Origin of the sequence: Poseidonibacter lekithochrous, from assembly GCF_013283835.1 — a bacterium.
Taxonomy (GTDB): Bacteria; Campylobacterota; Campylobacteria; order Campylobacterales; family Arcobacteraceae; genus Poseidonibacter; species Poseidonibacter lekithochrous.
The window spans coordinates 1,861,632-1,878,421 of record NZ_CP054052.1; the positions used below are offsets into that span (position 1 = coordinate 1,861,632).

Genomic DNA, 16,790 nt, shown 5'->3' on the forward strand with positions numbered 1-16,790 from the left:
GAACAAAGTTATTAATATTTCTTATTATGTTAGTTTAGCTTTTATATATAGTTTTTTGTAGGAATAATATGTCAGTTAAAAATCAAGTATATTTTGTGTAATTAAATAGAGGTATAACACCTAACCGAAGTTAGATGTTATATTACTACTGTGTCAGCTATTTCTTGTTGTACAAGTACTTTATATGATGAATCTTCACTATTTGTATATACATCATAAGTTACTGTATCAATCTCTTGTGTAGATGTAGAAGTCCAAGCTCCTGTACCATCTTTTAATTCTACATTATCAGAAGAATCACCTGTAATTCTTAGTGTTTTATCTGCACTATCTGTCATATCTATTACATCTTGTAAAGATAGTTTTTCTAGAGTATGATCCCCATCTCTTAAGTTTAAGGTATCAATATTTTTTAGAGCACTATTATCTAAAGTAGAGAAGTCTATTCCATCATTCCCTTCTAATAATAAAGTATCATTATCAGTTGAGCTATTAGAACCTCCATCTAGTTTTAGATCATTAGGATCAAATACAAGTGTATCATCACCTAAACCAGCATCAATAGTGTCAGCTCCCGCTTTACCATCAATTAGTTCATCTGCTGCTGTACCATTTATTGTTTCAGCACTTGCTGTACCATCAATTTCAGCTTTTACATTTACTGTAACTGTTTCTGTATCATTACCATGAAGTTCTGTTGTATCAATGCTAGCTGTAATATCATCTATATCACCATTTGCTAACTGTGTATCACTAATTAATGTTGCTGTTGCATCACCATTAGCATCAACTTCTACACTATAAGTCCCATCTCCATTAGCAACAATTTCAACATCATTGCTATCTTTTAGAGTGATTCCACTTGGTAAATTATCTAAGATTACTTTATCAGATAATACTTCACTTCCATCATTATCAAGTAAACCTGCATTTATTGTCATATCATATTGATATATATTTGTTATAGGAGCAAATGTTCCAACAATATTAAAGTCATCAATTTCCACCCATTCACTATTACCACCAGAGTGTACTATAAACTTAACATCTAAACTACCATCTGGTTTTAAGAAGACATTTGTCAAGGTATGAGTTTCCTCATTTAAATCTGAACTGTCTTTTTCACTATAAACTTCTGTACCATTAATTTCAACTACAAATTCATCTGTTCCACTGTCCCATTTACTTCCTCCATTAGTATCAATATCAGTATCAAAACTAATTGTTAGGGGCTGTCCAACATAAGCAGTATCAAAATAGAATGTTTTTATAGCTTCAGAATTATTTCCTGATTCTATTTCCATTTCATTACTACTTCTACTAATATCCCCAGTCCAACCTTCTAGATTTGAATTGAAATTATTCGTTACATCTATAACACTTCCAGCAACTGGGATTAATGTCTCATTACCTAAACTTACATCTAAAATAGCAGGAGATGCAATAACATCAACATCAACATTAATTGTAATATCAAAAGTTGTAATATCACCATTGGCATCTGAAGCATTTACTGTAATAACTTCACTTACATCAGCCATGAAGTTTGATGAATTTGCTTCATAAGTATATGCGCCCGTATCAAAATTGAATTTAAACGTAGCACCTTCCGCTGTTGTTTCTTCTAGTTCTGTTGGTGATGAATTATTATATGTTGTTCCATCAATTATGATTGAATCAATTTGTCCTGCACCATTGTAGTTAAAGTCAATATTATCTAATGCATTTCCACTTACAGAGCCATCAACAATCGTATCTTGTAGTGTTGCATCTAAGTCATTTGGATCTGTTACAATAACAACTGGATCTGATGTTACTTTTAATTCATTTAAATATGTTAATGAAATACCAGTACCAACACCAATTACATTTAGTTGATCTACTTGTAAAGTTGTATTAATAAAATCATCCCAATCACTAACAAAACTTGGACTTAATAAATCAGAATCTGGATCATCTGATTCAGATGTAGGTTCTCCATCTGTAATAAAGAAACCTAATGTATTAACAGATGGATCTGTACTAGGTGTAAAAGTAGTATTATCTATGGCTGATTCAATTGCTTCTTCATAATTTGTTGAACCTCCATCTGTAAGAGCATTAATTGCAGCAATTGCAGCATCACCACTTGTAAAGTTGATTGATGTTGCACTTCCTGCAAATTCTACTAATTGTACATTTACATCACCAATATTATCATAAGCGGTGATTAGATTTTCTAAAGCATCTTTTGCTAAAGACAATCTAGTTTGACCATTACCTGCTGAATTACCCATACTACCTGAAGTATCAAGAATTAATACAATATTTGTAGTTGCTGAGCCATTAAAGTCAAATGTAAGTGTTTGTTCTTCGTCAACTGATGTAGGTAAAGTGTTTATATCTTGTATAGTACCCGTATCACTATTAGTACCTAAAATTGCATTACTTGGGTTACTTATCTCCATTGTTAAGACTTCACTTGCTTCATAAATATTATCTTGAGCAACTGTTATCACAATAGAAGGTGCTGATAAACTATTTGCTTCAATTTTTAGTGTATCACCATTTGATACAAAATCATTTATTTCACTAGTAGAGTTTAATACAACAATTGTTCCACTAGAATCTGTGTAAGTTATTGTATCAATATCTTCAACTTCAACAGTTCCAAGTGTAAGATCTAAATCTACAGTTGTATCAAATTCACTAAGTTTATCTTGTGATACTGTAAATTCTAATGTTGTATTTCCAACACTACCTTCTATTGCTAAGTCATCACTTGCAATAATACTAACAACTGGAATTGTTTGATCATCTGTAATTGTACCTACACCTAATCCATCTGCAATTGTTGCATTTACACTTGGAGCACTTAAATTCATATTGAATGATTCTGTATTTTCATATACATTATCATCTAGAATTGGAACTTCAATTGTAGTTGTTGTAGTTCCTGCTGTAATTGTTCCAGTTCCTCCAACTGCTGTGTAATCTGAACCAGCTATTGCTGTTCCATCTGATGTTGCATAAGTAAATGTTACATCTGCATCTGCTTCTCCACTTAATGTTACTGTAAATGTCATTGTTCCGGCATCTTCATCTACTGTTCTATCATTAATAGTTAAACTTGGTTTCGCTTCATCATCTGTAATTGTACCTACACCTAATCCATCTGCAATTGTTGCATTTACACTTGGAGCACTTAAATTCATATTGAATGATTCTGTATTTTCATATACATTATCATCTAGAATTGGAACTTCAATTGTAGTTGTTGTAGTTCCTGCTGTAATTGTTCCAGTTCCTCCAACTGCTGTGTAATCTGAACCAGCTATTGCTGTTCCATCTGATGTTGCATAAGTAAATGTTACATCTGCATCTGCTTCTCCACTTAATGTTACTGTAAATGTCATTGTTCCGGCATCTTCATCTACTGTTCTATCATTAATAGTTAAACTTGGTTTCGCTTCATCATCTGTAATTGTACCTACACCTAATCCATCTGCAATTGTTGCATTTACACTTGGAGCACTTAAATTCATATTGAATGATTCTGTATTTTCATATACATTATCATCTAGAATTGGAACTTCAATTGTAGTTGTTGTAGTTCCTGCTGTAATTGTTCCAGTTCCTCCAACTGCTGTGTAATCTGAACCAGCTATTGCTGTTCCATCTGATGTTGCATAAGTAAATGTTACATCTGCATCTGCTTCTCCACTTAATGTTACTGTAAATGTCATTGTTCCGGCATCTTCATCTACTGTTCTATCATTAATAGTTAAACTTGGTTTCGCTTCATCATCTGTAATTGTACCTACACCTAATCCATCTGCAATTGTTGCATTTACACTTGGAGCACTTAAATTCATATTGAATGATTCTGTATTTTCATATACATTATCATCTAGAATTGGAACTTCAATTGTAGTTGTTGTAGTTCCTGCTGTAATTGTTCCAGTTCCTCCAACTGCTGTGTAATCTGAACCAGCTATTGCTGTTCCATCTGATGTTGCATAAGTAAATGTTACATCTGCATCTGCTTCTCCACTTAATGTTACTGTAAATGTCATTGTTCCGGCATCTTCATCTACTGTTCTATCATTAATAGTTAAACTTGGTTTCGCTTCATCATCTGTAATTGTACCTACACCTAATCCATCTGCAATTGTTGCATTTACACTTGGAGCACTTAAATTCATATTGAATGATTCTGTATTTTCATATACATTATCATCTAGAATTGGAACTTCAATTGTAGTTGTTGTAGTTCCTGCTGTAATTGTTCCAGTTCCTCCAACTGCTGTGTAATCTGAACCAGCTATTGCTGTTCCATCTGATGTTGCATAAGTAAATGTTACATCTGCATCTGCTTCTCCACTTAATGTTACTGTAAATGTCATTGTTCCGGCATCTTCATCTACTGTTCTATCATTAATAGTTAAACTTGGTTTCGCTTCATCATCTGTAATTGTACCTACACCTAATCCATCTGCAATTGTTGCATTTACACTTGGAGCACTTAAATTCATATTGAATGATTCTGTATTTTCATATACATTATCATCTAGAATTGGAACTTCAATTGTAGTTGTTGTAGTTCCTGCTGTAATTGTTCCAGTTCCTCCAACTGCTGTGTAATCTGAACCAGCTATTGCTGTTCCATCTGATGTTGCATAAGTAAATGTTACATCTGCATCTGCTTCTCCACTTAATGTTACTGTAAATGTCATTGTTCCGGCATCTTCATCTACTGTTCTATCATTAATAGTTAAACTTGGTTTCGCTTCATCATCTGTAATTGTACCTACACCTAATCCATCTGCAATTGTTGCATTTACACTTGGAGCACTTAAATTCATATTGAATGATTCTGTATTTTCATATACATTATCATCTAGAATTGGAACTTCAATTGTAGTTGTTGTAGTTCCTGCTGTAATTGTTCCAGTTCCTCCAACTGCTGTGTAATCTGAACCAGCTATTGCTGTTCCATCTGATGTTGCATAAGTAAATGTTACATCTGCATCTGCTTCTCCACTTAATGTTACTGTAAATGTCATTGTTCCGGCATCTTCATCTACTGTTCTATCATTAATAGTTAAACTTGGTTTCGCTTCATCATCTGTAATTGTACCTACACCTAATCCATCTGCAATTGTTGCATTTACACTTGGAGCACTTAAATTCATATTGAATGATTCTGTATTTTCATATACATTATCATCTAGAATTGGAACTTCAATTGTAGTTGTTGTAGTTCCTGCTGTAATTGTTCCAGTTCCTCCAACTGCTGTGTAATCTGAACCAGCTATTGCTGTTCCATCTGATGTTGCATAAGTAAATGTTACATCTGCATCTGCTTCTCCACTTAATGTTACTGTAAATGTCATTGTTCCGGCATCTTCATCTACTGTTCTATCATTAATAGTTAAACTTGGTTTCGCTTCATCATCTGTAATTGTACCTACACCTAATCCATCTGCAATTGTTGCATTTACACTTGGAGCACTTAAATTCATATTGAATGATTCTGTATTTTCATATACATTATCATCTAGAATTGGAACTTCAATTGTAGTTGTTGTAGTTCCTGCTGTAATTGTTCCAGTTCCTCCAACTGCTGTGTAATCTGAACCAGCTATTGCTGTTCCATCTGATGTTGCATAAGTAAATGTTACATCTGCATCTGCTTCTCCACTTAATGTTACTGTAAATGTCATTGTTCCGGCATCTTCATCTACTGTTCTATCATTAATAGTTAAACTTGGTTTCGCTTCATCATCTGTAATTGTACCTACACCTAATCCATCTGCAATTGTTGCATTTACACTTGGAGCACTTAAATTCATATTGAATGATTCTGTATTTTCATATACATTATCATCTAGAATTGGAACTTCAATTGTAGTTGTTGTAGTTCCTGCTGTAATTGTTCCAGTTCCTCCAACTGCTGTGTAATCTGAACCAGCTATTGCTGTTCCATCTGATGTTGCATAAGTAAATGTTACATCTGCATCTGCTTCTCCACTTAATGTTACTGTAAATGTCATTGTTCCGGCATCTTCATCTACTGTTCTATCATTAATAGTTAAACTTGGTTTCGCTTCATCATCTGTAATTGTACCTACACCTAATCCATCTGCAATTGTTGCATTTACACTTGGAGCACTTAAATTCATATTGAATGATTCTGTATTTTCATATACATTATCATCTAGAATTGGAACTTCAATTGTAGTTGTTGTAGTTCCTGCTGTAATTGTTCCAGTTCCTCCAACTGCTGTGTAATCTGAACCAGCTATTGCTGTTCCATCTGATGTTGCATAAGTAAATGTTACATCTGCATCTGCTTCTCCACTTAATGTTACTGTAAATGTCATTGTTCCGGCATCTTCATCTACTGTTCTATCATTAATAGTTAAACTTGGTTTCGCTTCATCATCTGTAATTGTACCTACACCTAATCCATCTGCAATTGTTGCATTTACACTTGGAGCACTTAAATTCATATTGAATGATTCTGTATTTTCATATACATTATCATCTAGAATTGGAACTTCAATTGTAGTTGTTGTAGTTCCTGCTGTAATTGTTCCAGTTCCTCCAACTGCTGTGTAATCTGAACCAGCTATTGCTGTTCCATCTGATGTTGCATAAGTAAATGTTACATCTGCATCTGCTTCTCCACTTAATGTTACTGTAAATGTCATTGTTCCGGCATCTTCATCTACTGTTCTATCATTAATAGTTAAACTTGGTTTCGCTTCATCATCTGTAATTGTACCTACACCTAATCCATCTGCAATTGTTGCATTTACACTTGGAGCACTTAAATTCATATTGAATGATTCTGTATTTTCATATACATTATCATCTAGAATTGGAACTTCAATTGTAGTTGTTGTAGTTCCTGCTGTAATTGTTCCAGTTCCTCCAACTGCTGTGTAATCTGAACCAGCTATTGCTGTTCCATCTGATGTTGCATAAGTAAATGTTACATCTGCATCTGCTTCTCCACTTAATGTTACTGTAAATGTCATTGTTCCGGCATCTTCATCTACTGTTCTATCATTAATAGTTAAACTTGGTTTCGCTTCATCATCTGTAATTGTACCTACACCTAATCCATCTGCAATTGTTGCATTTACACTTGGAGCACTTAAATTCATATTGAATGATTCTGTATTTTCATATACATTATCATCTAGAATTGGAACTTCAATTGTAGTTGTTGTAGTTCCTGCTGTAATTGTTCCAGTTCCTCCAACTGCTGTGTAATCTGAACCAGCTATTGCTGTTCCATCTGATGTTGCATAAGTAAATGTTACATCTGCATCTGCTTCTCCACTTAATGTTACTGTAAATGTCATTGTTCCGGCATCTTCATCTACTGTTCTATCATTAATAGTTAAACTTGGTTTCGCTTCATCATCAATAATGATTGCAGTGTCACTAGATACGCCTAAAGTAGCGTTCATTACACCTGAAATATTCATTGCTAAAGATTCAGCATTTTCAGATACATTGTCATCATATACAGCAATTGTAAAGCTTGGTTTTCCAGAACTTCCTACTGGAATTAATACTTCTAATCCAGTTCCATCTGTAAGTGATGTTATTTGTCCTGCACTTAATACTGTTGCAGTTCCTCCTGCATCTGTATATGTTATAGAATCTATATCTGCTAATTCTACTTCATCTAAATCAAGTTTTGCAACAACTTTTGTTTCAAAGTTACTTACATTATCTTGTGAGATTTCAAAGACTATCGTATCATTTGCTACACCTTCTACGGCTAAGTCATCTGTTGCTACGATTTTTACTGTTGGTTTATCTCCTTCTTTGTCCTCTTCATCTTCTATTGCTGCTGTATCACTTGATACTCCAAGATCTGCATTTACTGCTCCTGAGATATTCATTCCAAATTCTTCTGATTGTTCATAAATATCATCATCTACTGCTGTTATTGTAAAGCTTGGTTTTCCAGAACTTCCTACTGGAATTAATACTTCTAATCCAGTTCCATCTGTAAGTGATGTTATTTGTCCTGCACTTAATACTGTTGCAGTTCCTCCTGCATCTGTATATGTTATAGAATCTATATCTGCTAATTCTACTTCATCTAAATCAAGTTTTGCAACAACTTTTGTTTCAAAGTTACTTACATTATCTTGTGAGATTTCAAAGACTATCGTATCATTTGCTACACCTTCTACGGCTAAGTCATCTGTTGCTACGATTTTTACTGTTGGTTTATCTCCTTCTTTGTCCTCTTCATCTTCTATTGCTGCTGTATCACTTGATACTCCAAGATCTGCATTTACTGCTCCTGAGATATTCATTCCAAATTCTTCTGATTGTTCATAAATATCATCATCTACTGCTGTTATTGTAAAGCTTGGTTTTCCAGAACTTCCTACTGGAATTAATACTTCTAATCCAGTTCCATCTGTAAGTGATGTTATTTGTCCTGCACTTAATACTGTTGCAGTTCCTCCTGCATCTGTATATGTTATAGAATCTATATCTGCTAATTCTACTTCATCTAAATCAAGTTTTGCAACAACTTTTGTTTCAAAGTTACTTACATTATCTTGTGAGATTTCAAAGACTATCGTATCATTTGCTACACCTTCTACGGCTAAGTCATCTGTTGCTACGATTTTTACTGTTGGTTTATCTCCTTCTTTGTCCTCTTCATCTTCTATTGCTGCTGTATCACTTGATACTCCAAGATCTGCATTTACTGCTCCTGAGATATTCATTCCAAATTCTTCTGATTGTTCATAAATATCATCATCTACTGCTGTTATTGTAAAGCTTGGTTTTCCAGAACTTCCTACTGGAATTAATACTTCTAATCCAGTTCCATCTGTAAGTGATGTTATTTGTCCTGCACTTAATACTGTTGCAGTTCCTCCTGCATCTGTATATGTTATAGAATCTATATCTGCTAATTCTACTTCATCTAAATCAAGTTTTGCAACAACTTTTGTTTCAAAGTTACTTACATTATCTTGTGAGATTTCAAAGACTATCGTATCATTTGCTACACCTTCTACGGCTAAGTCATCTGTTGCTACGATTTTTACTGTTGGTTTATCTCCTTCTTTGTCCTCTTCATCTTCTATTGCTGCTGTATCACTTGATACTCCAAGATCTGCATTTACTGCTCCTGAGATATTCATTCCAAATTCTTCTGATTGTTCATAAATATCATCATCTACTGCTGTTATTGTAAAGCTTGGTTTTCCAGAACTTCCTACTGGAATTAATACTTCTAATCCAGTTCCATCTGTAAGTGATGTTATTTGTCCTGCACTTAATACTGTTGCAGTTCCTCCTGCATCTGTATATGTTATAGAATCTATATCTGCTAATTCTACTTCATCTAAATCAAGTTTTGCAACAACTTTTGTTTCAAAGTTACTTACATTATCTTGTGAGATTTCAAAGACTATCGTATCATTTGCTACACCTTCTACGGCTAAGTCATCTGTTGCTACGATTTTTACTGTTGGTTTATCTCCTTCTTTGTCCTCTTCATCTTCTATTGCTGCTGTATCACTTGATACTCCAAGATCTGCATTTACTGCTCCTGAGATATTCATTCCAAATTCTTCTGATTGTTCATAAATATCATCATCTACTGCTGTTATTGTAAAGCTTGGTTTTCCAGAACTTCCTACTGGAATTAATACTTCTAATCCAGTTCCATCTGTAAGTGATGTTATTTGTCCTGCACTTAATACTGTTGCAGTTCCTCCTGCATCTGTATATGTTATAGAATCTATATCTGCTAATTCTACTTCATCTAAATCAAGTTTTGCAACAACTTTTGTTTCAAAGTTACTTACATTATCTTGTGAGATTTCAAAGACTATCGTATCATTTGCTACACCTTCTACGGCTAAGTCATCTGTTGCTACGATTTTTACTGTTGGTTTATCTCCTTCTTTGTCCTCTTCATCTTCTATTGCTGCTGTATCACTTGATACTCCAAGATCTGCATTTACTGCTCCTGAGATATTCATTCCAAATTCTTCTGATTGTTCATAAATATCATCATCTACTGCTGTTATTGTAAAGCTTGGTTTTCCAGAACTTCCTACTGGAATTAATACTTCTAATCCAGTTCCATCTGTAAGTGATGTTATTTGTCCTGCACTTAATACTGTTGCAGTTCCTCCTGCATCTGTATATGTTATAGAATCTATATCTGCTAATTCTACTTCATCTAAATCAAGTTTTGCAACAACTTTTGTTTCAAAGTTACTTACATTATCTTGTGAGATTTCAAAGACTATCGTATCATTTGCTACACCTTCTACGGCTAAGTCATCTGTTGCTACGATTTTTACTGTTGGTTTATCTCCTTCTTTGTCCTCTTCATCTTCTATTGCTGCTGTATCACTTGATACTCCAAGATCTGCATTTACTGCTCCTGAGATATTCATTCCAAATTCTTCTGATTGTTCATAAATATCATCATCTACTGCTGTTATTGTAAAGCTTGGTTTTCCAGAACTTCCTACTGGAATTAATACTTCTAATCCAGTTCCATCTGTAAGTGATGTTATTTGTCCTGCACTTAATACTGTTGCAGTTCCTCCTGCATCTGTATATGTTATAGAATCTATATCTGCTAATTCTACTTCATCTAAATCAAGTTTTGCAACAACTTTTGTTTCAAAGTTACTTACATTATCTTGTGAGATTTCAAAGACTATCGTATCATTTGCTACACCTTCTACGGCTAAGTCATCTGTTGCTACGATTTTTACTGTTGGTTTATCTCCTTCTTTGTCCTCTTCATCTTCTATTGCTGCTGTATCACTTGATACTCCAAGATCTGCATTTACTGCTCCTGAGATATTCATTCCAAATTCTTCTGATTGTTCATAAATATCATCATCTACTGCTGTTATTGTAAAGCTTGGTTTTCCAGAACTTCCTACTGGAATTAATACTTCTAATCCAGTTCCATCTGTAAGTGATGTTATTTGTCCTGCACTTAATACTGTTGCAGTTCCTCCTGCATCTGTATATGTTATAGAATCTATATCTGCTAATTCTACTTCATCTAAATCAAGTTTTGCAACAACTTTTGTTTCAAAGTTACTTACATTATCTTGTGAGATTTCAAAGACTATCGTATCATTTGCTACACCTTCTACGGCTAAGTCATCTGTTGCTACGATTTTTACTGTTGGTTTATCTCCTTCTTTGTCCTCTTCATCTTCTATTGCTGCTGTATCACTTGATACTCCAAGATCTGCATTTACTGCTCCTGAGATATTCATTCCAAATTCTTCTGATTGTTCATAAATATCATCATCTACTGCTGTTATTGTAAAGCTTGGTTTTCCAGAACTTCCTACTGGAATTAATACTTCTAATCCAGTTCCATCTGTAAGTGATGTTATTTGTCCTGCACTTAATACTGTTGCAGTTCCTCCTGCATCTGTATATGTTATAGAATCTATATCTGCTAATTCTACTTCATCTAAATCAAGTTTTGCAACAACTTTTGTTTCAAAGTTACTTACATTATCTTGTGAGATTTCAAAGACTATCGTATCATTTGCTACACCTTCTACGGCTAAGTCATCTGTTGCTACGATTTTTACTGTTGGTTTATCTCCTTCTTTGTCCTCTTCATCTTCTATTGCTGCTGTATCACTTGATACTCCAAGATCTGCATTTACTGCTCCTGAGATATTCATTCCAAATTCTTCTGATTGTTCATAAATATCATCATCTACTGCTGTTATTGTAAAGCTTGGTTTTCCAGAACTTCCTACTGGAATTAATACTTCTAATCCAGTTCCATCTGTAAGTGATGTTATTTGTCCTGCACTTAATACTGTTGCAGTTCCTCCTGCATCTGTATATGTTATAGAATCTATATCTGCTAATTCTACTTCATCTAAATCAAGTTTTGCAACAACTTTTGTTTCAAAGTTACTTACATTATCTTGTGAGATTTCAAAGACTATCGTATCATTTGCTACACCTTCTACGGCTAAGTCATCTGTTGCTACGATTTTTACTGTTGGTTTATCTCCTTCTTTGTCCTCTTCATCTTCTATTGCTGCTGTATCACTTGATACTCCAAGATCTGCATTTACTGCTCCTGAGATATTCATTCCAAATTCTTCTGATTGTTCATAAATATCATCATCTACTGCTGTTATTGTAAAGCTTGGTTTTCCAGAACTTCCTACTGGAATTAATACTTCTAATCCAGTTCCATCTGTAAGTGATGTTATTTGTCCTGCACTTAATACTGTTGCAGTTCCTCCTGCATCTGTATATGTTATAGAATCTATATCTGCTAATTCTACTTCATCTAAATCAAGTTTTGCAACAACTTTTGTTTCAAAGTTACTTACATTATCTTGTGAGATTTCAAAGACTATCGTATCATTTGCTACACCTTCTACGGCTAAGTCATCTGTTGCTACGATTTTTACTGTTGGTTTATCTCCTTCTTTGTCCTCTTCATCTTCTATTGCTGCTGTATCACTTGATACTCCAAGATCTGCATTTACTGCTCCTGAGATATTCATTCCAAATTCTTCTGATTGTTCATAAATATCATCATCTACTGCTGTTATTGTAAAGCTTGGTTTTCCAGAACTTCCTACTGGAATTAATACTTCTAATCCAGTTCCATCTGTAAGTGATGTTATTTGTCCTGCACTTAATACTGTTGCAGTTCCTCCTGCATCTGTATATGTTATAGAATCTATATCTGCTAATTCTACTTCATCTAAATCAAGTTTTGCAACAACTTTTGTTTCAAAGTTACTTACATTATCTTGTGAGATTTCAAAGACTATCGTATCATTTGCTACACCTTCTACGGCTAAGTCATCTGTTGCTACGATTTTTACTGTTGGTTTATCTCCTTCTTTGTCCTCTTCATCTTCTATTGCTGCTGTATCACTTGATACTCCAAGATCTGCATTTACTGCTCCTGAGATATTCATTCCAAATTCTTCTGATTGTTCATAAATATCATCATCTACTGCTGTTATTGTAAAGCTTGGTTTTCCAGAACTTCCTACTGGAATTAATACTTCTAATCCAGTTCCATCTGTAAGTGATGTTATTTGTCCTGCACTTAATACTGTTGCAGTTCCTCCTGCATCTGTATATGTTATAGAATCTATATCTGCTAATTCTACTTCATCTAAATCAAGTTTTGCAACAACTTTTGTTTCAAAGTTACTTACATTATCTTGTGAGATTTCAAAGACTATCGTATCATTTGCTACACCTTCTACGGCTAAGTCATCTGTTGCTACGATTTTTACTGTTGGTTTATCTCCTTCTTTGTCCTCTTCATCTTCTATTGCTGCTGTATCACTTGATACTCCAAGATCTGCATTTACTGCTCCTGAGATATTCATTCCAAATTCTTCTGATTGTTCATAAATATCATCATCTACTGCTGTTATTGTAAAGCTTGGTTTTCCAGAACTTCCTACTGGAATTAATACTTCTAATCCAGTTCCATCTGTAAGTGATGTTATTTGTCCTGCACTTAATACTGTTGCAGTTCCTCCTGCATCTGTATATGTTATAGAATCTATATCTGCTAATTCTACTTCATCTAAATCAAGTTTTGCAACAACTTTTGTTTCAAAGTTACTTACATTATCTTGTGAGATTTCAAAGACTATCGTATCATTTGCTACACCTTCTACGGCTAAGTCATCTGTTGCTACGATTTTTACTGTTGGTTTATCTCCTTCTTTGTCCTCTTCATCAATAAATCTAGCTTCATCTGTAGAAACACCAAGCATAACATCAGTTTCACCAGCACTTAAAGCTATATTACCAGTAAAAGTTTCTTCTCTTTCATAAATATCATCATCTACTGGTGTTAATCTAACAGTTGGTGTATCTGTAGTATTTGCTCCAATAGTTAATGTAACTCCATTTAAAACAAAATCTGAAATATCAGTAGGATTAGTTAATGTAGTACTTCCAGTTGAATCCGTATATGTAATACTTAATATATCTGCAGCTTCAATTTCTAAATCTCCAAGTGTAAAATCAACACTTGTATCGAAATTACTTTCATTATCTTGAGATATAGTAAATAATACAGATTCTAGTTCTCCATAACTCTCTTCTTGATCATATAATTCTTGTTCAAAATAGGAATCATTCATATATAATTCTTTTTCAGAATTAAGATATTCACCCTCAGTTGCAGTATCAATTGTAGCTTCTATAGATACTGTTGGTTTATCTCCTTCATTTGTATCTCCTTCATCTACAAACTTAGCTGTATCTGTTGATATTCCTAAGATAGCATCTGTTTCACCAGCACTTAATGCAATATTTCCAGCGAAGTTTTCCATTATTTCATGAATATCATCATCTACTGGTACGATTGTCACTGTTGGAGTATCCGTAGTATTTGCACCAATTTTTAATGTAACTCCATTTGCGATAAAGTCTGCGATATCTGTTACGGCTGTTGTTCCTGTTGAATCTGTGTAACTAATTGAGGCTATATCTGCTAGTTCTAGTTCATTCATTGTTACTGTGAAGTCTACTTCTGTATCAAAGTTACTTTCATTTGTTTGAGAGACAGTAAATACAACGCCTGTAGTTTCACCTTCTTTTGCAGTATCCGTTGTAGCTTCTATAGATACTGTTGGTTTATCACCTTCATTTGTATCTCCTTCATCTACAAACTTAGCTGTATCTGTTGATGTTCCTAAGATAGCATCTGTTTCACCAGCACTTAATGCAATATTTCCAGCGAAGTTTTCCATTACTTCATGAATATCATCATCTACTGGTACGATTGTTACTGTTGGAGTATCCGTAGTATTTGCACCAATTTTTAATATAACTCCATTTGCGATAAAGTCTGCTATATCTGTTACTGCTGTTGTTCCTGTTGAATCTGTGTAACTAATTGAGGCTATATCTGCTAGTTCTAGTTCATTCATTGTTACTGTGAAGTCTACTTCTGTATCAAAGTTACTTTCATTTGTTTGAGAGACAGTAAATACAACGCCTGTAGTTTCACCTTCTTTTGCAGTATCTGTTGTAGCTTCTATTGATACTATTGGTTTATCGCTTTCATTACCATCTGTATCATCAAATATTGTACCAAAGGCTTCAGTAACTCCTAAAATTCCATTTACAGGACTAGAAATAGTCATACTAAGTTCTTCACTTATTTCATATATAATGTCATTTTTAACAAATAATGAAATAAGAGGAGCAGTAGTAGATCCTGCTGGAATTGAAATTGTTGCACCATTATCAACAAAATTTTGTATATCTACTTGAGAGGATAGGGTAACTAAAGTTCCTGCACTATTTGTATATTCAATAAATGCGAAGTCTTCAACTTCTGCTTCACCTAGATTTAGATTAATATTTACTAAAACATCTAATGTTGATACAACATCTTGAGATACTGTAAATTCTAAATTATCAAGTTCTTCTTCTGATTCAATTTGACGAGAAAGGAAAAAACTAGATTCATAGGCTGTACTTTTAGTCGCTGCTATTGAAATTGAAGGATTAGCTAATTCATCTTCAATAACTTCAGCTTCAGGATCATCAACTAATAATCCTCCTCCAAAAGTAGAAGAATCACGTAAATCTGTATTTACATCAACTTCACCACCAGTTCTATTTTCAAGTCTAGCAGTTAATACTTCTGTATTTTCAGCTGTTTCATCACCAGCGGCTGCTTCACTTAAATTCTCAATTTCTTCTAATGTTAATGTAGCTTGTTCTTGTCCATCTTCGGGAACTAATGTTTCACCGGATGCTTCTAATAATAATGATTCATTAAGCTCATCATCTAAAACTACAGTCTCACTACTTAGTTCAGAAGTAAGCATAGTTTCATCAAATAGTTGTTGTGAATCACCAAAAACATTAATAGTTTTAGAGTTATCAGCTAGTAAAACTTTTGCAAAATTAGAATTACTATTTGAACCACTACCTAAGATAACATCACCATCATAAAGAGTATCTCCCTCATTTAGAACGCTGATTTTACCTTCTGCATTTCTGACAAAAAATGAACCATCTAGTTCATTTACTTTTCCAATAACCTGAGCCATAATAAACTCCTTATTATTTATAATTAACTAAAGTATATATTTTTAGTATGAGAAAATCTATTGTACTTTGGTGCAAGGAAGTGTATTTATTGATTAAATAAAAGTAAAAAAGCTAATCTATTTGATACATTAAACTTTTCATAAATATTTTTTGTATGTGCTTTTACTGTTCTTAATGAGATATCTAATTTTTCAGATATTTGTTGATATGACAATTTTTCTATGACTAAAAGAGCAACATCTTTTTCTCTATGGGTAAGGATATCTAGTTTTAACTCTATCGTATGAGGGTTAGATTCATATCTCATTCTAGATACTGTTTCATTAATAAACTCAGGGTAAAGCCAAATATTACCATCCATTACGCTATTAATTGCTTCTTTTAAATGAATATCATCCATCATTAGATTTCCATAAGCTCTTATTCCTACCGAAATCAATTTTTTACCTTTTTCATAAGTAGGGTAGGAATCAAGAATTATAAGATAAGAATATTGTTCTATTAATGGATTTAAAAACATAGATAATTCATCTTTACATTCATCAATATCCATAATTATAATTAGATTACGCTTTTGTGCTTCAACACAAAGTTGATCGTAATCTTTTATTATTTCATATGAAAAATTCATTAATAAATGTTTATATCTATCAGTAAATGTCACATCATTTGAGAATAGTATTACTTTCATT

At 33.5% G+C, this 16,790-nt stretch carries 2 protein-coding genes; both read right to left on the reverse strand.

Translation table 11 applies throughout. The features are described 5' to 3' along the window. Nucleotides 1-137 precede the first annotated feature (137 nt). Complete coding sequence (locus ALEK_RS08840) at nucleotides 138-16,097, reverse strand: Calx-beta domain-containing protein (protein ID WP_173424130.1); 15,960 nt, start codon at nucleotides 16,095-16,097, stop codon at nucleotides 138-140. An 86-nt stretch (nucleotides 16,098-16,183) separates the two neighbouring features. Next, nucleotides 16,184-16,789 carry a LuxR C-terminal-related transcriptional regulator gene (locus ALEK_RS08845; RefSeq protein ID WP_071625522.1) on the reverse strand — a complete coding sequence of 202 codons (606 nt, stop codon included), beginning with the start codon at nucleotides 16,787-16,789 and terminating at the stop codon, nucleotides 16,184-16,186. Nucleotide 16,790 lies beyond the last annotated feature (1 nt).

What these genes read in the sequence shown, in the direction of transcription:
- ALEK_RS08840 (WP_173424130.1), bottom strand. Translation starts at nt 16,097, where the DNA reads ATGGCTCAGGTTATTGGAAAAGTAAATGAACTAGATGGTTCATTTTTT.
- ALEK_RS08845 (WP_071625522.1), bottom strand. Translation starts at nt 16,789, where the DNA reads ATGAAAGTAATACTATTCTCAAATGATGTGACATTTACTGATAGATAT.